The organism is Acinetobacter sp. AC1-2, assembly GCF_016124155.1.
GTDB classification, from domain to species: Bacteria; Pseudomonadota; Gammaproteobacteria; order Pseudomonadales; family Moraxellaceae; genus Acinetobacter; species Acinetobacter calcoaceticus.
In genome coordinates this window covers 412,600-432,205 of record NZ_JABFFO010000001.1, presented here as the reverse complement: position 1 = coordinate 432,205, position 19,606 = coordinate 412,600, and the positions used below count along the sequence as shown (strand labels likewise).

Genomic DNA, 19,606 nt, shown 5'->3' with positions numbered 1-19,606 from the left:
AGCGTCCGTGATTCATCAAAAGATGAATTAGTCTAAAGGCTGAACGTTCTCAGCTTGAAAACCTTTTTGACCTTGTACTACACTAAATTCTACGCGTTGGCCGTCACGTAAAGAACGGTGACCGTCACCAACGATTGCACGGAAATGAACGAATACGTCGTCACCGCCGTTACGTTGAATAAAGCCAAAACCTTTAGTGTCGTTAAACCACTTTACTACGCCTTGTTCGCGAGCTGTCATAAGTCAATCCTCAGATGTTGAAAAAAGGACCTTCCGGTGTTGCAAACAGCAGAGCAAACAAGTTTTTAAAATATTTATAATCTTAAAGCTTGTAATCATTCTGTGAAACTATCAACAATTTCCGGTTACATCCATTTGTTATAGGATTTTTAAACCATTTTAAGTGTGTGGTAAATCCTAAAACGGTTCGAGCTTACCACGGGTTTATGACAATTAATAGAATTTTTTTCAATTATTCCCCCTATTTTTAGTCCTTTTTTTAAACAGCTTATTACAATATTTTTTATAGGTAATTGCTTGTTTCTTCTTTTATAAAATGTGCGATGTTTATAAAAAAATTTGTTAGAATAATCTTTTTAGTTGTTTTGATGATGAATGACCAACACTTCTTCTACTACAGCACTTATTGAAATTAATGCCTTGGGCCAACCTTGTCCGATGCCTTTATTAATGCTTAAACGCGAACTCAAAAAAGTATCGGGTAAATCGGGTAAACAGCTATTTTTATTAAAATCTTCTGACCCCCATAGTGAAATAGATGTAACTCGTTACTGTGGTTTACATCATTTTATGTGTCAAACCACACATATATCCGAAAGAGAATTTCACTATTTAATTGAAACTCAATAATTCTTTGATAAACTAAAAGATTAGAAATTGCATAAAATTTTACATTTCTCTACCCAATTTTCCTTAATTATGAAGCTGATTCAAACTAAGATGAATTTATTGGTTATCCCATCCGATCCTATAAGGAGAAATCATGAGTGACAGCAGCAATCAATTGATGCCCCTGTCATTGTCTGCGCCCGGTGTAAACCTTGGTGCATATATCAGTACTGTCAATCAGATTCCTATTTTAACGGCCGAGCAAGAAAAAGAACTTGCTGAACGTTATTATTATGACCAAGATCTTGATGCCGCAAAAATGCTGGTAATGTCGCATTTACGTTTCGTCGTTCACATTGCGCGCAGCTATGCAGGTTATGGCCTACCACAAGGCGACCTTATTCAAGAAGGTAATTTAGGCTTAATGAAAGCCGTGAAGCGTTTCGACCCAAATATGGGCGTGCGTCTTGTATCTTTTGCCGTCCACTGGATTAAGGCAGAAATTCACGAATACGTTATCCGTAACTGGCGTATTGTCAAAATTGCAACGACCAAAGCACAGCGTAAATTATTTTTTAATTTACGTAGTTTAAAAAAATCGAGTAAAAAATTAACGCTCGAAGAAGCTCAATCGATTGCGAATGACTTAAATGTAACTGCAGAACAAGTTCTGGAGATGGAAGGTCGTTTAACCGCTTATGATGCTGCTTTCGAAGCTCAAGGCGACGACGACGATGACACCCCACATACTGCACCGGCATTGTATCTTGAAGATAATCGCTATGATCCAGCCCGTTTAGTCGAAAATGAGGACTGGGAAGAGCAAAGTACATCTGCCCTACATAATGCAATGGATCAGTTAGATGACCGTTCGCGTAATATTTTACAACGTCGTTGGTTAGATGATGACAAATCTACTCTCCACGAGTTAGCGGCCGAATATAATGTATCAGCAGAACGTATTCGTCAGCTTGAAAAGAATGCAATGGAAAAAATTAAAATTGCCATGTCTGCAAGCTAAAATAAGTTTAAAAATAAAAGGGCGATTAGCCCTTTTGTTTTATCTGGCTATGTTTAGCCAACCCAATCTATGATAACGTTGCCCTTCATTATTCATTTGCGTTTTTTGTTATGTGGATTGCCATTTCAGCCCTTAATCTTGCCTTTGCAGTCATGTTGGGTGCTTTTGGAGCACATGGTCTTAAAGCTCACGCGAGTCCTGAGCAACTTGTTTGGTGGCATACTGCAACCGACTACTTTTTCTATCATGCTTTAGGTCTCTTAGCACTTGGTATTTTAAGCAAAGTTATCCTTACGTTCCCCATTAAATTGCCATTCATATTGATTCAGATTGGTATTTTATTCTTCTGTGGTTCACTCTATATCATGGCGCTTGGATTACCGAGAATTTTAGGGGCAATTACCCCAATTGGTGGAGCATTTATGATAGCTGGATGGCTCGTTTTGGCTTGGAATGCCCTCAAATACGCAAAATAATTGGAATGTGATCATGCAAATTTATTTAAATGGCGAATTAACGGACACGCCTTGTCAAAACCTAATGCAGCTCATTCAGGCTTTGGCACTTGAAGGAAAAAGATTTGCGGTCGAATACAACCAGCAAATTATTCCAAAAAGCAAATTAGAGCAGATTTCTATCGCTCAACATGACCGTATCGAAATTATTCACGCTGTTGGCGGCGGCTAAGTCGGAGTTATCCATGCAAGACACCCCTCTCATTATTGGTTCACGTTCTTTTCAATCTCGTTTATTGGTAGGAACTGGCAAATATAAAGACTTAAATGAAACAGATTTAGCCATTCAAGCGAGTGGTGCAGAAATCGTTACTGTTGCAATCCGCCGTGTGAATATTGGACAACATCCAGATCAGCCAAATTTACTCTCTGTCATTCCGCCAGAAAAGTATACAATTTTACCAAATACCGCAGGTTGTTTTGATGCTGACAGCGCAATTCGTACTTGCATGTTAGCGCGTGAACTGCTAGACGGTCACAACTTGGTAAAACTTGAAGTTTTGGGTGACGAAAAGACCTTATATCCAAATGTAACCGAGACTTTAAAAGCGGCACGTACTTTGATTGATGACGGTTTTGAGATTATGGTTTACACCTCTGATGACCCAATCATTGCTCAAGAACTTGAAAGTATGGGTTGTGTTGCAATTATGCCTTTAGGCAGTCTTATTGGTTCAGGTTTAGGTATTTTAAACCCACATACTATTTCAATTATTAAAGAAAATGCAAAAGTACCAGTTTTGGTAGATGCAGGCGTTGGTACAGCAAGTGATGCAGCTATTGCAATGGAACTTGGTTGTGACGGCGTATTAATGAATACTGCGATTGCTGCCGCTCAAAATCCTATTTTGATGGCTTCTGCAATGAAAAAAGCTGTTGAAGCTGGACGTGAAGCATTTTTAGCAGGTCGTATGCCACGTAAGCGTATGGCAAATGCGAGCTCGCCAGAAACAGGTTATTTCTTTAAGTAATTTATTTGGGAGGTCATTGTTTTTCAGTGACCTCTCGACTCTTATATAGGTATTTATCTTTCAAAAGAAAATGACCAAGAATATCTGTATCACTCACGACACACATATCACTCCAATCCATAGATAAACATTCTTATATTTACTTAGGCTATGCCTAATGTCCTCTGTAAATTTTGCTTTGCTCTTAACTCAAAATTCTGTTGAAAATAAGTCGTCTGATAAAGTGGGTCTGACTGATAAAAATGCGCTAGAACGTCTTTTCTTTTGATTGAATATACTTCTGGATCGACCCAAGCATATTCCTGCTGGATTTGCTGTTCATATTGCATAAAACGTTCTGGAGTTGCTGCCAAAATAGCTAAATCGATATCCAATAAAAATTGTAAATCTAACTCATCAGTCGCTATATGCTTTTGCGTGGCAAAAATCCACTGCTTTATTTTCTGAACGGTATTTACTGGTAAATCTTGAGCCATACATTGCTCAAAGAGTTCAGCACTTTTAAGTTCATTATCTTTAGCTTGTGGATCATAGATAACATCATGAAACCAAAGAGCCAATGCAACCGCATAGGCATCATTCAAATCAGATCGAACTGATTCGAGCAAAGCTAAGCATTCATATAAATGTTGAACAGTATGATAGGCCCGCTGCTTTTCACTATAAGCAGCGATGAGTATATTTAAGATTTTTTGTGGGTCAGAAAAATGATAATGCTGATGCAGCTCAAACCAAACATGTTCCAGTTTTAATAAGTAAAGCTGCATCATCATATATTAACCACGCTCAGGATTATTGCTCATCGCGTTTAAATACTAGCTCTTTTGCTGATGAGTTTTCAGCATCAAAGTAGTATCCATCGGTATTGAACGCTTTAATATCCTCAGCTTTATTTAATTGGTTTTCAATCATAAAACGAGCCATTAAACCGCGTGCTTTTTTCGCATAGAAACTAATGACTTTATATTTGCCATTTTTCTGGTCAAGAAAAACAGGCTTAACAATTTCAGCCTTAATTTTCTTTTCGTTGACCGATTTGTAATACTCATCTGAAGCTAGATTTACAAGTAATTCAGATTTAATTGCCGCCAAGTCTTCATTAATCTGGTTCGTGATAATTTCACCCCAGAACTCATACAAATTATGACCACGTAAATTTTTTAATTTAGTGCCCATCTCAAGACGATAAGGCATCATTAAATCTAAAGGTCGTAATAAACCATATAAGCCAGATAGCATACGTAAATGCTGCTGTGCAAAATCAATATCTTTATCTTTTAAATGATAGGCATCTAAACCCGTATACACGTCACCTTTAAACGCATAAATCGCCTGACGAGCATTTGAAAAATCAAATTCGGGCTTCCAATCTCTAAATCGGTCTGCATTTAGCGTGGCAATTTTTTCACTGACACTCATTAAATTGGCAATTTCGGAAGCAGAGAGTTTTCGGCAGACCTCAATTAATTGTGCTGAGTGTTCTAACAACCGAGGCTGAGTAAACTCATCTGTAGGTAACGCTGTTTCATAATCTAAAGTTTTTGCAGGAGAAATTAAAGCAAGCATAGACAACCTGAAAAAATTATTCTTAATCCCAACTATAACAGTAGATATTTTTTAATGCTAACTCGTGTTTTCAATGACGACTATCGGTAAAATAGCATCACGTATTGTTATTTAGCGGTTCTTATATGTCTGAGCAAACTTTCATCCAGGGTCCAGTAGGTAAAATTGAACTTTTCGTTGACCGCCCTGAAGGTGAAATCAAAGGCTTTGCGGTTGTTTGCCATCCGCATCCATTGCAAGGTGGAACCCCTCAACATAAAGTCCCTGCCCTTTTAACCCAAATCTTTAATGAATATGGCTGTATTGTTTATCGCCCTAGTTTCCGTGGCTTAGGCGGCAGTGAAGGTATTCATGATGAAGGTCATGGCGAAACCGAAGATATTTTAGCCGTAATTGAACATGTTCGTAAGCTACATGAAGGCTTGCCATTTTATGCAGGCGGCTTTAGCTTCGGCTCACATGTTTTGGCAAAATGCTTTGCACAGCTTAATCCTGAATTACGACCTGTACAGTTAATTTTGTGTGGTTTACCAACGGCTACCGTAGTGGGTTTGCGCCACTACAAAACTCCAGAAATTCAAGGTGATATTCTACTCATTCATGGTGAGCAAGATGACATTACCTTGCTTTCAGATGCGATTGCATGGGCGAAACCTCAAAAGCACCCAATTACGATTTTACCGGGCGCTAACCACTTCTTTACAGGCTATTTAAAACAGCTTCGCCAAATCATTACACGCTTTATTATTATGAAATAAGCAGTAAGTTTGATGGACATAGATTGAGTCTATGTCCATCATTTCATAAGCCCTGTAACTACTAAAAATTATTCCAACTCAGTCCAAAACGGGCCAAATATTTTTTCACTCGATCACTATCATTTGTTGTATTACGTTGTTGACGAGACACCGAAAAGAGTTGTCTTCCCACCTCTGCCATTGATTTTGAATTTTCACAAACTTTAAGTACACCACGTAATTGAATCTGGTCAAACTCATCTATTTGCTCTAGTTGTTCAGAACTCAAATAGTTCAATAGAATGTCTGCGTCTCTATTTCCATCATTGCAAGATGCGGTCTGAATAAACCAAAGTTGCTTTAACCGTTGAATTTCTTTTTCTACAGTTTCACGGCGAATTAACTCACCTTGCGATAAAGTTGCTAAACGAGTCACGCTCGCGGCTAGATCTCTAAAATTTCCTTGCCATGATGCATCTGCTGACTTAGCAAATTTTAAATACATTTCTAAAGCATCACTTTGAAAACGTAATTGTCTTTGATGAATTGCTGCAAAACGTTGTAGCTCAAAATCAATGTTGGGGGCAATATCTTCTATACGGTCTTTTAAATTTGGTAAAAAGAATGTCCATGTATTCAAACGGGCCCATAAATCTTCACGAAAACGACCAGCCTGAACTTCATTACGTAAATCACGGTTAGTACCCGCAATCAGCTGAAAATCTGCCTGAATTTCCTTATCACTTCCAACTGGAAAGAAGCTTTTGTCTTCAAGCGCTTTAAGAAGCATTGCTTGTTCATCAAGCCCTAACTCACCAATTTCATCTAAAAACAAAATGCCTTGGTCAGCACTTTTTAGTAGACCAGCACGAGAAGCAGCTGCTCCTGTGAATGCACCTTTTATATGACCAAATAAAGTGGACATGGCACTATCACCGCGTAAGGTCGCACAGTTAACATCAATAAAACGACCGCTTAATTGAAATTTATCTTTCTTTAACTGAAAAATCTGTTTTGCCAAATGAGACTTACCAACACCTGTTGCACCCATAATTAAAATAGGCGCACTAGAGCGGGTTGCAACTAATTCAACTTCCTCAATAAGCTGATTAAACGCTTTATTATGAGTAGAAATATTTTCTTTAAGTTGTTGCCAATTTTGCTTTTGTTCATCATCGAATCGCTGTTTTAAAACATCGTATCGAGATAAATCCAGATCAATAATTCTATATTCACCTTCTGAGGTCTTTTGTTGATTAGGTGAACTCTGAATAAGTTGAGCTGGCAAATAATGTGCATCGACCAATAAATACCAACAAATTTGAGCAACATGTGTTCCCGTAGTGATATGCAATAAATAGTTATTTTTTTCGACATCAAACGGATATGTTTTTACAAAATCATAAAGTGCCCCATACACCTCTGCAAAATCCCAAGGATCTTTAATACTGACTTTATGTCCAGAAATCTGTGTTTGTGGAGAAATTTCTTTCGCGTCTGCTGCTATAGATTTAACTAAATTATGATGCTGCCTGTCATGTAACAACACCAATTCATCTACAAGTAAATCTTCATGCATTAACAGACTAATTGTAGGACGCCAACGTTGCCATCGATCGGGCTTCCTCCCCTGATCAAGTGTAGAACCGACAAAGCCAATAACGACTGTTTTCTTTGCATCCGCCATAATTTCTATAAAATTTTATAAGTGTCTATAATATACAATACGCATTTGACTAAAAAATTCCAAGAATATGCTTCATTTTACTTTTCTAGGTACATCTTCAGGTGTACCCACCCTGACACGTAATGTTTCAGGATTAGCGGTTCGTAACAGCAAAAATAAGGACTGGATTTTAATTGATGCAGGAGAAGGGACGCAGCACCGCATTCAACAAGCCAAACTTTCCTTACAAAACCTAGTTGCCATTTGTATTACACATGTTCACGGTGATCATTGTTATGGTCTAGTTGGTTTATTGGCAAGTGCAGGCATGAATGCCCGTAGCAAACCATTAATCGTGATTGCACCGAAAGAAATTCAGCAATGGTTTGAAATCACTGCCCAACTTACAGATTTACATTTACCCTATTCACTCCATTTTATTGATGTGAATGAAGCAACACAGCCACAGCAGATCACCGATGAATTCATCGTTCAAGCACATCCACTAAGCCATCGTGTTCCAAGTTTTGCTTTTAGCATTTATATCAAATCTATTCAGAAGAAGTTAGATACCCAAGCTCTAACTCAGTTAGGCGTACCTCAAGGCGATATGTGGGGCCATTTAAAACGAGGCTACAATGTTGAATTTGACGGACAAACTCTAAAAGCTCAAGACTTTATCAAAATTCAAAATCAACAAGTTCATGCAATTATAGGTGGTGATAATGACCAACCTGAACTGTTAGCTGACGCTTGCAAAGATGCCCAACTACTTATTCACGAATCAACATACTTGCAAACAGTTTTAGATAAGGTGGGCAAAGGTCCAATGCATAGCTCAGCAAAAATGGTGGCTGAATTTGCAGAACAGCAATCTTTGAGTAATTTAATTCTGACGCACTTTAGCCCTAGACATCAGGATAGAACTGGACAGCAAGCTATTATTGAAGAAGTTCGCCAGTTTTATAAAGGTCATTTTTATTTAGCAAATGATTTTGATGATTTTACCTTAAACGAAGCTGGACAGCTTTTAAAAGTCGATAAAAATCGTAAAGCCCATTAACAATACATATCTAAAAAGATATTTAAATATATTTTTAGATACATTTTAAACATTAAAATCTCCAATAAAAATTAACCACACAGAGAAGTTAATTATTTTTATATATTATTTTCAATAACTTATATTTTAATTAAGTGCTTTTTAAAAAGTTGGCACACTCAGTGCAATAGTACAAAGCACACAACATCATTGGGATATTGTGAATAACACCTGCCTGCAAACGCTTGGCAGGCAGGCTTTTAAAAGGAAAAGAAAATGTCTGTCATTGAAGAAATTAACCAACAAGCTCAATTTGAACAAAAGCAGCAAGAACGTGCTTACCAAGTTCTGCAAAATGAAAAAACTATGCCAGTCAAAATGTGGACTAAAGGTGTGCTTGTTGATGACAACTCAAAACAACAATTATTGCAAACTGCTCAAATGCCTTTTATTTATAAATGGATGGCTGTAATGCCAGATGTACACTTCGGTTTAGGCGCAACTATTGGTAGTGTGATTCCGACCAAAGGGGCAATTATTCCTGCTGCTGTGGGTGTAGATATTGGTTGTGGAATGATGGCAACCCGTACAAGCTTAACTGCTTCAGATTTACCAGATAACTTACATGCTCTACGTACTGAACTTGAACGTTTAATTCCACATGGAATGACTAAACGCGGGCGAGATCGTGGTTCATGGGAAACTCCACCAGAAATGGTAGATCAAGCTTGGGCCGATCTTGTTGCAGATTTTGAATACATTTGTGCCAAACATCCACGTTTAAAAAACACCAATAACCGCAAGCATTTGGGAACTTTAGGTACAGGAAACCACTTTGTCGAAATCTGTTTAGATGAACATGAACATGTATGGATTATGTTGCACTCAGGTTCTCGTGGTGTAGGAAATGCTATCGGTAATCATTTTATTGAGCTTGCACGTAAAGATATGCAGAAGCATTTTATTAACTTGCCAAATAAAGATTTAGCATATTTAGTCGAAGGAACTGAACATTTTGATGATTACTGGTTTGCTGTAGGTTGGGCTCAGCGCTTTGCCATGAAGAACCGAGAAATCATGATGCAATCTGCAATTAAAGCCTTGGCTACGATTGTACCAAAGCCTTTTCAAGCACGTTTGGAAGCAGTGAACTGTCACCATAACTATGTGGAAAAGGAAGAACACTACGGTGAAGAAGTAATGGTCACCCGTAAAGGTGCTGTCCGTGCACGTCTAGGTGAATATGGAATTATTCCAGGTTCAATGGGAGCGAAGTCGTTTATTGTCCGTGGGCTTGGAAATCAGGAATCTTTCTGTTCATGTTCGCATGGTGCAGGCCGTGTTATAAGTCGTACTGAAGCAAAACGACGTTTTACTGTGGAAGATCAGATTGCACAAACTGAAGGTGTGGAATGCCGTAAAGATGCTGCAGTTATTGATGAAATTCCATCGGCATATAAACCGATTGAAGATGTAATGAAAGCTCAGAGCGATTTGGTTGAAGTGGTTTATACATTAAGACAAGTGGTGTGTGTTAAGGGTTAAATATGGAAAAAGGTTGTTTAAATATTCGAAGCTATAGAATCAGGGCAAATGAAGAAAAGCATCTGATTCTGCCTGAACAACCCTATTACATCCTTTTGGTTGTGGAAACCGATCAAATTCTGCCTAAATGGCGTAATTGGATTTGTGAGCAGATTGTCTATTCCAAACTCTGTATTCAAGCGATGGTTACAGGATATGAGTGTTCTGTTTGGCATGATGTCCTAGATGAAACATATCTAGTTCTTTATAACTATCAACCACAAGCCGATCATTGCTTTATGACAACTTGGCATGAAGATGAAACTTTAGAAGACATTACTGAATGTGCAAAAACTACTATGCAATTAGAAGATATTTCGAACTTAGTGATTGTGCATATTGAATAAAAGGTAAATAAAATGAAACTCGCAGAAGCACTTTTACTTCGAAGCGATCAACAAAAAAAGCTCGCTTCGTTAAAACAACGAATCAATGCCAATGTATTGATACAAGATGGCGATGAACCAAGTGAAGACCCTAATGAACTAATCAAACAGGTGTTTGCTTTAACCCAAGAAAGCAATCAGTTGATTTATCGTATTCATCTAACCAATGCTCAAGCAAAGTTAGAAGATGGAAAAACGTTATTATCACTACTGAGCTTAAGAGATAGTTATGCTGAACAGCATAAGATCTTAATGGATGCGATTGCCAATACACATCGAGAACCTGATCGTTATAGCTCACGTGAAATTAAGTGGAAGAAAGTCATTCCTGTTTCTAGCTTACAAAAGCAGGCTGATGATATCAGTGCGAAACTCCGTGACTTAAACATCAAAATTCAAGCTGCCAACTGGCAAATTGATTTAATCGAATAAACAATAGATTTTGTGGAATCATTTTCACAATCAAAGTTTGGGCATACTGGGCGAGTACAAGATCCCGCGTTACTCCGATCTGAGGGATTGAAAATAATTCAGGCGGCTATGGCAGCATGTGAGCCGTGCATCGATATTCACTTATCAGGCTCAGCACTATGCACCTAGCAAACCTTTGTCGAAAGCAAAGTTACACGTTACTTCGCACCACCATGTACTGACAGTATGTTCATTAAATTAGAAAATAAGGAAAATAGAAGTGAATAAAGCTTTGGCAAATATGCCAACAACCATTCAAATTGATGGCTCACAAGGTGAAGGCGGTGGACAGATTTTACGAACCGCCCTTGCCCTTTCAATGATTACAGGTCAGGCATTTGAATTAATTAATATACGCTCGGGACGTAAAAAACCAGGTTTAATGCGCCAACATTTAGTTTGTGTACAGGCATCTCAACAAATTAGCCAAGCTTATGTTGAAGGTACTGAGTTACATAGCCCACGGTTATATTTCGCACCTCAACATGTTCAAAGTGGGAAATATCAATTTCAAATTGGTTCCGCAGGTAGTACAACACTGGTTTTACAAACGCTTCTACCTGTTTTGTTATTACAGAATGAAGCTAGTGAACTCACCATCTCAGGGGGTACACATAACCCGCTTGCACCAACAGCAGATTTTATTGAACACTGCTTTTTACCTGCTCTAACAAAAATTGGAATTCACGTCGATTTTAAATTAAACAAAGCAGGCTTCTTTCCAATTGGTGCGGGTGAAATTCAAGTTACGATTCAGCCGTGGCAACATCGAAACCGCTTAAATTTATTAGATCGTGGTGCTTTGCAATGTACTGAGGCGTTTGCAGCAGTATTAAATCTTTCAGAAGAAGCGCAAATTGCACAACGAGAATTAGCGACTTTAAATAAAAGACTGAAATTGGATACACAAAAGCAATTTCAGCTGAATGGAATCAGCCAAGGCAATACGGTGTATGTAAAACTTGAACATAAGCATCATACCCAGCTATTTACCTCTTTAGGCGAAATGCGAAAAAGTGCAGAACAAATTGCCAATCATTTGGCTGAACAAGTGAAGCAATATACGGAATCTAATGCTGCTGTGGATGAGTATTTAGCAGATCAGTTGTTATTGCCTTTGGCCTTAGGTCAAGGTGGTGAGTTCACCGCACAATGTATTAGTGAACACACTCGCACTCAAGCAGCTATGATTGAAAAATTTATTGATTGTGAAATCAAGTTTGTCGAGTTAAGTCCAGATCATTTTCATGTAAAGGTCAACGTTTAAGAAGCTCACTAATGAGCTTCTAATTTCTAAAAAATTACTCTACAGATGCCAAAGCCGTCACCAACAACTTCCAGCAATTATCTACAGTATCTACTTTGACTCGCTCACCCGGTGCATGCGCTCCCTGAATATCTGGTCCAAAAGAAACCATCTGTAAATGTGGATAATGCTCGGCAATAATCCCGCACTCTAAACCTGCATGAATTACTTTGAGCTTTGGCTCAATGTTAAAAGCCTTTTGATAGGCTTGCTGTAAGCACTTTAAAGCAGCCGAGTCAGGATTTGGCGTCCACCCCGAAACCAACGGCGTGAGTGTAGAAGCGATATTAAATTGACTAAAATGCGCCTGAATTTTCTTTGCAAAATCTTCAGCTTCTTGGTTCACCATTGAGCGGACCATTAAGACAGCTTTTCCACCCTCTCGATTTAATTTTACAACCCCAATATTATTTGAAGTCTCAACCACATCTGGAAGAGCTTGACTCATACTTGCAACGCCGTATGGACTTGTTGCCAAAGCTTGTAACCATTCATTTTGCTGTTGTTGAATAATCACTTGATTCGTTTCAACGCTAGTAGCTTGAATAGTTAATCGCAGGTTGTCATCAATACCCTGTAGCTGTTTTTTCCATGTCGTTTGATATTCAGCGAGTAATTTTTCTAATTCAGGTAATTGGTTAGGCGAAATCGCAATGGTTGCAACTGCTTCTCGAGGTAGTGCATTACGAGCTGAACCACCACTAAACTCAACAAGTCTTCCACCAAGCTTTGCTAAATACTCATTTAAAAAGCGGGCCAGAATAACATTGGCATTGCCACGTCCTAAATGAATATCTACACCAGAGTGACCACCTTTAAGGCCAGCAACCTGAATGTTTACAATGGTCAAGTTTTCAGGGATTGTCTCATAAGTAAGCGACTGCTCGACTTCGACATCAATACTACCAGCACATCCGAGATATAACTCACCCCACTCTTCTGTATCAATATTGAATAACCATCTGCCTTTTAACACGCCTGCTTGTAAAAGCCGTGCACCGCTCATACCTGCTTCTTCATCAACTGTTAAAAGAACTTCAATTGGCCCATGAGCAATATCATTTGAATCTAATACAGCTAAAGCTAAGGCTACCCCAATGCCATTGTCTGCACCCAAAGTGGTGTCTTTGGCAATTAACCAGCCATCTTCGAGTATTGGGCGAATCGGGTCTTTAAAGAAGTCATGTACTGTGCCAGTGTTGGCTTGTGTGACCATATCTAAATGGCCTTGAAGAATGACTCCTGATACATCTTCTTTACCCGCAGTCGCATTCTTGCGAATAATCAAATTTCCTACTTCATCTACGTAAGTTTCTAAATTTCGACTTTGTGCCCAGTTTTGCAAAAACTCACGAAGCTGCTGTTCATGCTTTGATGGACGAGGAATGGTGCAAAGTGTTTGGAAATGCTGCCAAACGACTTGAGGAGATAACGCTGCAATATCAACTTGTGTCATGAAAACCACACTCTAATTATGTAAATATCGTAATAATTTCAATATACACAACGCATTAAAGATAGGTAGAGATTTGAGTAAAGATTTTGTATTTTTATCTTTAATCTAAAGAGAGTACGACTTTTCTAAAAGTCGTACTTAATGAAAGAGTCTTAAGAATTGTTTTATTTAATTTTTCCATTCAAATGCTGAAAAGCTTTGATCGGCTTTCAAACTATTTTCAACAGCCTGCGCGAGCTGACGAATAATGCTTTGTGTTTCAATTTTCTCAAACCAGTCTTGTTCTTCATCTGGATTGGCAGAGATTTCACACATCAAATGCCCATCATGGTCTGTTTTTTGGCAAGTAATAGACAAGGGTAAAAGATGATTATCAATACTCACTTCTACTTTTTCATGTTCATGCACAATATGTTGCGCATCAAAACCATAATGCCCCAATTGTTTAAATAATAAAGCCGCTACATATTCTTGGGTGATATGGCATTCATTTGGTGGATGATCAAGCACCCCATGTTGTGGGCAACTGGCAATAAATTGTAATTTTTTCATCCTTTGTCCTAACACTATTATCATTATCTGCACTTAGCATAAGCAATAAACAAACAGCAGCCAAGCATTTAGCCCGCTGCTGCCGTTGCTATTGTGTTAGCAATTATAAAATGTGTTAGGTAAAAAGTTATTGGCTAACTTCAATCGTTAAGCCTGCACGATTCGCCAACTCAGTAAAAGTTGGGAAGCTGGTAGCAACTGTTTCCGTACCTTGAATCGTAATCGGACCAGAATTACGAAGGCCTGCCATACTAAAGCTCATGGCAATACGGTGGTCATGATGTGATTCAACTTGACCACCAGTAAAAATTGGTGACCAATCGCCAGACTTACCCTTACCTTCAATAATGATGCCATCTTCAGTTGGTGTGCAGTCAATACCCATGATTTTTAAGCCATCTGCCATCACTTGAATACGGTCAGACTCTTTCACGCGAAGCTCTGCTGCGCCAGTTAATACGGTCTGTCCTTCTGCACAAGCTGCTGCAATAAATAAAGCTGGGAATTCATCAATTGCTAAAGGCACTTGGTCTTCTGGCATATGAATGCCTTTAAGCGTGCGTGAACCTTTAATATGAATATCAGCAATAGGTTCGCCACCAGCAATACGTTCATTTTCAACAGTGAGGTCAGCACCCATTTGTTTTAAAATTTCAATCACACCAGTACGTGTTGGGTTAATACCTACAGCTTCAAGCACAACGTCGGCGCCTTCAGTAATTGCAGCACCCACCATAAAGAAAGCAGCAGATGAGATATCAGATGGTACTTGAATGTCAGTACCCACTAATTTACCGCCACCAACAAGGGAAATTTTGTTGCCTTCAGTCTTAACATCATAACCAAATGCACGAAGCATGCGTTCAGTATGATCACGGGTTGGCTCTGGTTCAGTTACCGAAGTTTCACCTTCAGCCCATAAGCCTGCAAGTAAAATACCAGACTTCACTTGAGCCGACGCCATAGGTAAATCGTATTGAATACCTTTTAATTGCTGAGCACCAGTAATACTTACAGGTGGTGTACCTTTTTCACCTGTCGTTTGAATTTGCGCGCCCATTAAACGCAATGGTTTAGCAATACGCTCCATTGGACGTTTAGAAAGTGAAGCATCACCTGTCATGACTGAATCAAATTTCTGTGCAGAGAGCATACCTGAAAGCAAACGCATGCTTGTTCCAGAGTTACCCATATACAATGCACTTGCAGGTGCTTTTAAGCCATGCATACCCACGCCATGAATGGTCACTTCACCATTTTTAGGGCCTTCAATGCTTACACCCATATCACGGAAAGCTTGCAAAGTTGCTAACGCGTCTTCACCTTCAAGGAAGCCAGTGACATGGGTAGTGCCTTCGGCAATAGCACCAAACATAATGGAGCGATGTGACACAGATTTGTCACCCGGTACGGTAAATTTACCTTTAAAAGTTTTATTTCCCGGTAAGATACTGAATTGCTGTGTCACCTTATTTTTCTCCATTAAAGGTTTTTTGGCTAACATATGATTGAAATGCTGACGGGCTGCCTGAGCATGGCCAAGCAAACCCATTAATGCATGAGAGTCTTCGTTTTCAATCAATTTTCTAAGTACAGTAAGCTGCTTTTCGAAGCCATCTACAGCATTTAATATAGCTGTTTTATTGGCAAAGAAAATGTCATGCCACATTTGGGGATCACTAGCCGCAATTCGCGAAAAGTCACGAAAACCACCTGCTGCATAACGGAAAATATCAAGATTATCTTCACGATTCGCAAGTTGCTCGACCAGATTAAATGCCATTAAATGTGGTAAGTGACTCGTATGTGCCAGCACTTCATCATGCTTAGCAACATCCATACAAATGACTTCAGCTTTTGCTGCCGACCAAAGTTGAATCAGTTTATCAACCGCCCATTCTGCACTTGTTGGTAACGGCGTTAAAATCACTTTATGATTTGCAAATAAGTCAACTTTACCCGCGTGGACACCTGTATGTTCACTACCCGCTATAGGATGCCCTGGCACAAAACCTGCTGGTAAATCTTCACCAAATACAGCTTTTGCTGCATCAACGACATTACCTTTTGTACTTCCCACATCGGTTAAAATTGTGGTTTCTGACAAATAAGGTTTAATTTGCTCAAGCACTTTTTGCGTAGCACGCACTGGCAAGGCTAAAACGACTAAATCTGCTCCTTTCACGGCTTCAACTGGATCAGAAAATCCTTCGTGTATTAAGCCAAGTGATTTTGCATCTTCTAAAGTTTTATGTGAGCGTGTAGATGCCACAATAGTTGTCGCCAACTTGTCTGCAACAATAACACGAGCTAAACTCGACCCGATGAGTCCTAAACCAATAAATGCAACTTTTTTAAATAGGGGTTGTGACATAACTTCAACTTTGCTTTTGCTCAAAGATATTTAAACCATTGAGCAATTTGTTTTTAAGCATAATGACATGCTTATCTTAAATACATGTCATTATTCCAACATAAGTGATTACAGAACAGCGGCAGGATAAGAACCTAAAATACGAATCTCTTTCACCATTGGGCGAATATCATTAATCGCAGCAGCAACATTCTCTTGTTCGATATGACCTTCTAAATCGATAAAGAATACATAGGCCCATTTTTCAGGTAATGCTGGACGAGTCTCAATACTTGTTAAGCTAATATTATGTTTTGCAAATGGTGCTAAAATTTCTAATAAAGCACCCGCACGGTCATGCGCTGAAATCAATAATGATGTTTTATCATTGCCACTTTGTGGAATTTTTTCACGACCGATTACTAAGAACCGTGTGGTATTTTCCGGATTATCTTCAATATTGCTATGTAAGATTTCAAGGTTATACATGCCTGCTGCAATATCAGATGCAATCGCTGCCGAATGCCATTCATTACGAATACGACGTGCAGCTTCTGCATTTGAGTTTAAAGCAACGCGCTCAACACCCGGATAATGTGCATCTAACCATTGGCGACATTGAGCCAAAGTTTGTTGATGCGCATAAATCTGCTTAATACTGTCTTTACGTGTATTTTCAGAAACAAGGAATTGATGATGAATACGTAATTCAACTTCACCAATCACGTTTAAATTCGATGTTTTAAAGCAATCTAAGGTATGGTTTACAACACCTTCAGATGAGTTCTCAACTGGAACTACACCGTAATGTGCACTACCCGCTTCCACTTCACGGAAGACTTCATCAATTGTTGGAAGTGGGCGTACAACCGCATCTTTACCAAAATGCTTAAGCACAGCAGATTGAGTAAAAGTACCTTCTGGCCCTAAAAACGCAATACTTTGCGGCGCTTCTAAAGCAAGGCAAGCAGACATAATTTCACGGAACAAACGCGCCATGGTTACATCAGACAAAGGACCTTGATTGCGCTCCATGACTTTACGTAAGACTTGTGCTTCACGTTCAGGACGATAAAACAAAGGATTCTCTTCGGAAGCAAATTTCGCTTTCGCAACTGCTTCAGCAAGGCTTGCGCGTCGATTTAATAATTCTTGAATCTGTTGATCCACGCTATCAATATCTTCGCGAATTTGTTCTAAACTAAGAGAAGTCGTTTTGTTTTGATCATCGTTGATCATTGGAATGCAGCCTCAGCAAAATCATCTTTTAAACGAGAGTATAACAATAGTCTGCTTTGATTTGTTAGGCAATATGGCTGTATTGGCTTTTTTCATTAAACCGTCTTGGCAGGATTCCTCAGATCGCTTTATTTGATAATGATTTTCATTTATCATTTGCGTAATAAATTTTATTCTTGTTCATTATGCATAACTCATTTTTCTTTTTATCTTGCAGTTTTCTTTTGAGCTCATTAGTAAGTGGCTCTGTTTTGGCTCAAACTTCTACACAAAATCAATCAAAAATCGTTTTTCAAAACAATCAGGCACAATTTCAAATTAACTCTAAAAATACAGGCCATGATTATTTGATTCAGGTCTATAAACCACCAGTTGCTCCACCGCAACATGGTTATCCAATACTTTATATATTAGACGGAAATGCAACCTTTCCAAGTGCAGTCAATATCGCTCAATCTATTGGGGCAGGTTCTACAAAATTAGGCCTAGACCCGCTCATGATCGTCGCGGTCGGTTACCCCAAACAAAAAACTTTTGATGTACAAAAACGTGCTTATGACTACACCCCTAAACCTTCTGCTGAATTTCAGGCTCAAGGTAAATATAAATATGGTGGTGCTGATCAGTTTATTGCATTTTTAAATAACGAACTCAAACCAGAAATAGCCAAACAGTTTCCAATTAATAACCAAGAGCAAAGTATTTATGGCCACTCATTTGGAGGGTTATTTGTGCTTTATCAATTTTTTCAAAAACCTAATGCATTCCAACGTTACATCGCAGCTAGCCCTTCTCTCTGGTTTGATCAAGGCATGCTATTTCAAAAATTAAACTTTTGGCAGAGTCAAAAACAAAGTAATCCTCCTATGCTTTTGACCACAGTCGGCACCCATGAACAAGGCGGACCTCGTACTCAATCTGCTCATAACTTTAATGAAAAAGATTTCTTTAAAGCTTTGGAAAACCGCCGCTCAGCCCAATTTGCTTATTGGCATTTTTATAACCCTGCTGAACAACATATTACCAATTTGTATGCGAGTTTGCCGAAAGCACTTATGTTTGCTGCATGCCAAAACTTAGAAAGCTGTAAACCTTTATTTGATGAACCTACACAGCAAACAGCTGAGTAAAACGCACTTAAATTTTAAGAGCAGCATTCCACTCCTCTTAAAGACAAAGCTCTTAATCGAGAGAATTAGTTATACTGTCTGAAGATGTCATTACAACAGTAAAATAGAATGAATAAAATTATTGTTTTAGGTCTACTGAGTTTAATTAGTGTCAGTCTAACGGCTTGTGGCGGCTGTCCCCTAATCGCGGGATGCAATGGTACTGATCCGTCCCCGTACTATATAACTACTACCAGTAATCAAGTTCGGGGCATTCCCGTGCCAGCCCAAACCAAGCTGACCTATCAGTCTCAACACTTCAAGCAAAAATTTGAGCAAACACATGCTTTGAAAGAGAAAAATTTATCAGGAATCACTTTACCAACAGATACAGCAATCATTTGGGGTGGAATGCCAGTAAACATGTTTATACAGTTTTCTAATCCCGAAATGAAAGGATTTTCAGTCTATCCCGCACAAGGATTTAAAACAGAGTTATCAAATGATTTTTTACGTTTATGGAAAAGCTGTGAAAGTGATTTGGACATTACTTTAAAGGATCCAAATGACTGGTCATTTAATCCTAAAAATATGAAAATAAGAGGTTGTAGTATCAATATCCAAGAACGTAGTGCATACACCGAAGATTCATTTCATCAAGATGAAGCAGATGAGTTTTTAAGAAAGATCAATCATGCATTACAGCAATTACCGAAACAACAAGACTACCCTGTCATTCAACAGAAGAACAAATAGTTAAAAACAAAACAGCCTGTTCTAGGA

The 19,606-nt window shown here is 38.7% G+C and carries 21 protein-coding genes; 13 read left to right on the top strand and 8 right to left on the bottom strand.

Translation table 11 applies throughout. The annotated features are described in order from the left end of the window. Positions 1 to 27: 27 nt before the first annotated feature. Complete coding sequence (locus HL290_RS01960; RefSeq protein ID WP_000126912.1) at positions 28 to 240, bottom strand: cold-shock protein; 213 nt, start codon at positions 238 to 240, stop codon at positions 28 to 30. A 375-nt stretch (positions 241 to 615) separates the two neighbouring features. Here HL290_RS01960 and HL290_RS01955 point away from each other — a divergent pair, with 375 nt between their 5' ends. From HL290_RS01955 to HL290_RS01935, 5 genes are all read left to right on the top strand, one after another. After that, positions 616 to 870, top strand: coding sequence for a sulfurtransferase TusA family protein (locus HL290_RS01955; protein ID WP_198495439.1), 255 nt, complete (start codon positions 616 to 618; stop codon positions 868 to 870). Positions 871 to 1,003: 133 nt separating this feature from the next. Beyond that, positions 1,004 to 1,870 (top strand): RNA polymerase sigma factor RpoH, encoded by an 867-nt coding sequence (rpoH, locus tag HL290_RS01950; RefSeq protein ID WP_003650733.1) that lies wholly within the window; start codon positions 1,004 to 1,006, stop codon positions 1,868 to 1,870. A gap of 110 nt (positions 1,871 to 1,980) precedes the next feature. After that, on the top strand, positions 1,981 to 2,346 hold the full coding sequence (locus HL290_RS01945) for a DUF423 domain-containing protein (protein ID WP_004643452.1): 366 nt from the start codon (positions 1,981 to 1,983) through the stop codon (positions 2,344 to 2,346). Positions 2,347 to 2,359: 13 nt separating this feature from the next. Then, positions 2,360 to 2,557 (top strand): sulfur carrier protein ThiS, encoded by a 198-nt coding sequence (gene thiS / locus HL290_RS01940; RefSeq protein WP_003650729.1) that lies wholly within the window; start codon positions 2,360 to 2,362, stop codon positions 2,555 to 2,557. 13 nt (positions 2,558 to 2,570) lie between these two features. After that, positions 2,571 to 3,356, top strand: a complete 786-nt coding sequence (locus tag HL290_RS01935) for a thiazole synthase (RefSeq protein WP_003650728.1) — start codon at positions 2,571 to 2,573, stop codon at positions 3,354 to 3,356. Positions 3,357 to 3,499: 143 nt separating this feature from the next. Here HL290_RS01935 and HL290_RS01930 read toward each other — a convergent pair whose 3' ends face one another. Next, a complete protein-coding gene (locus HL290_RS01930; protein ID WP_198495438.1) occupies positions 3,500 to 4,129 on the bottom strand; it encodes a metal-dependent hydrolase in 630 nt (209 codons plus the stop codon). A gap of 19 nt (positions 4,130 to 4,148) precedes the next feature. Then, positions 4,149 to 4,922: a peroxide stress protein YaaA gene (gene yaaA / locus HL290_RS01925; protein WP_056481132.1), complete on the bottom strand. Its 774-nt coding sequence runs from the start codon at positions 4,920 to 4,922 to the stop codon at positions 4,149 to 4,151. A 125-nt stretch (positions 4,923 to 5,047) separates the two neighbouring features. On the opposite strand from yaaA, the gene HL290_RS01920 reads away from it, so the two are divergent. Continuing rightward, a complete protein-coding gene (locus tag HL290_RS01920; RefSeq protein ID WP_004643457.1) occupies positions 5,048 to 5,680 on the top strand; it encodes an alpha/beta hydrolase in 633 nt (210 codons plus the stop codon). Between the two features lie 61 nt (positions 5,681 to 5,741). Here HL290_RS01920 and rtcR read toward each other — a convergent pair whose 3' ends face one another. Continuing rightward, complete coding sequence (gene rtcR / locus HL290_RS01915; protein WP_198495437.1) at positions 5,742 to 7,346, bottom strand: RNA repair transcriptional activator RtcR; 1,605 nt, start codon at positions 7,344 to 7,346, stop codon at positions 5,742 to 5,744. Between the two features lie 67 nt (positions 7,347 to 7,413). On the opposite strand from rtcR, the gene HL290_RS01910 reads away from it, so the two are divergent. From HL290_RS01910 to rtcA, 5 genes are all read left to right on the top strand, one after another. Next, on the top strand, positions 7,414 to 8,388 hold the full coding sequence (locus tag HL290_RS01910; RefSeq protein ID WP_198495436.1) for a ribonuclease Z: 975 nt from the start codon (positions 7,414 to 7,416) through the stop codon (positions 8,386 to 8,388). Positions 8,389 to 8,643: 255 nt separating this feature from the next. Next, a complete protein-coding gene (locus HL290_RS01905; RefSeq protein WP_198495435.1) occupies positions 8,644 to 9,912 on the top strand; it encodes an RtcB family protein in 1,269 nt (422 codons plus the stop codon). Positions 9,913 to 9,914: 2 nt separating this feature from the next. Next, positions 9,915 to 10,298 carry a hypothetical protein gene (locus HL290_RS01900; protein WP_198495434.1) on the top strand — a complete coding sequence of 128 codons (384 nt, stop codon included), beginning with the start codon at positions 9,915 to 9,917 and terminating at the stop codon, positions 10,296 to 10,298. Between the two features lie 12 nt (positions 10,299 to 10,310). After that, a complete protein-coding gene (locus HL290_RS01895; RefSeq protein ID WP_198495433.1) occupies positions 10,311 to 10,769 on the top strand; it encodes a DIP1984 family protein in 459 nt (152 codons plus the stop codon). A 259-nt stretch (positions 10,770 to 11,028) separates the two neighbouring features. Then, positions 11,029 to 12,075 carry an RNA 3'-terminal phosphate cyclase gene (gene rtcA, locus HL290_RS01890; RefSeq protein WP_198495432.1) on the top strand — a complete coding sequence of 349 codons (1,047 nt, stop codon included), beginning with the start codon at positions 11,029 to 11,031 and terminating at the stop codon, positions 12,073 to 12,075. 34 nt (positions 12,076 to 12,109) lie between these two features. On the opposite strand, the gene HL290_RS01885 is transcribed toward rtcA, so the two are convergent. The 4 genes from HL290_RS01885 to pheA all read right to left on the bottom strand — a co-directional run bounded on the left by HL290_RS01885 (position 12,110) and on the right by pheA (position 17,714). After that, on the bottom strand, positions 12,110 to 13,570 hold the full coding sequence (locus HL290_RS01885) for an aminoacyl-histidine dipeptidase (RefSeq protein WP_198495431.1): 1,461 nt from the start codon (positions 13,568 to 13,570) through the stop codon (positions 12,110 to 12,112). 168 nt (positions 13,571 to 13,738) lie between these two features. After that, on the bottom strand, positions 13,739 to 14,122 hold the full coding sequence (locus tag HL290_RS01880; protein ID WP_004643460.1) for a hypothetical protein: 384 nt from the start codon (positions 14,120 to 14,122) through the stop codon (positions 13,739 to 13,741). 127 nt (positions 14,123 to 14,249) lie between these two features. Beyond that, positions 14,250 to 16,496 carry a bifunctional prephenate dehydrogenase/3-phosphoshikimate 1-carboxyvinyltransferase gene (locus tag HL290_RS01875; RefSeq protein ID WP_198495430.1) on the bottom strand — a complete coding sequence of 749 codons (2,247 nt, stop codon included), beginning with the start codon at positions 16,494 to 16,496 and terminating at the stop codon, positions 14,250 to 14,252. A gap of 108 nt (positions 16,497 to 16,604) precedes the next feature. After that, on the bottom strand, positions 16,605 to 17,714 hold the full coding sequence (gene pheA / locus HL290_RS01870) for a prephenate dehydratase (RefSeq protein ID WP_003650703.1): 1,110 nt from the start codon (positions 17,712 to 17,714) through the stop codon (positions 16,605 to 16,607). 185 nt (positions 17,715 to 17,899) lie between these two features. On the opposite strand from pheA, the gene HL290_RS01865 reads away from it, so the two are divergent. After that, on the top strand, positions 17,900 to 18,844 hold the full coding sequence (locus HL290_RS01865; protein ID WP_198495429.1) for an alpha/beta hydrolase: 945 nt from the start codon (positions 17,900 to 17,902) through the stop codon (positions 18,842 to 18,844). 108 nt (positions 18,845 to 18,952) lie between these two features. After that, complete coding sequence (locus tag HL290_RS01860; protein WP_198495428.1) at positions 18,953 to 19,579, top strand: hypothetical protein; 627 nt, start codon at positions 18,953 to 18,955, stop codon at positions 19,577 to 19,579. Positions 19,580 to 19,606: the final 27 nt, after the last annotated feature.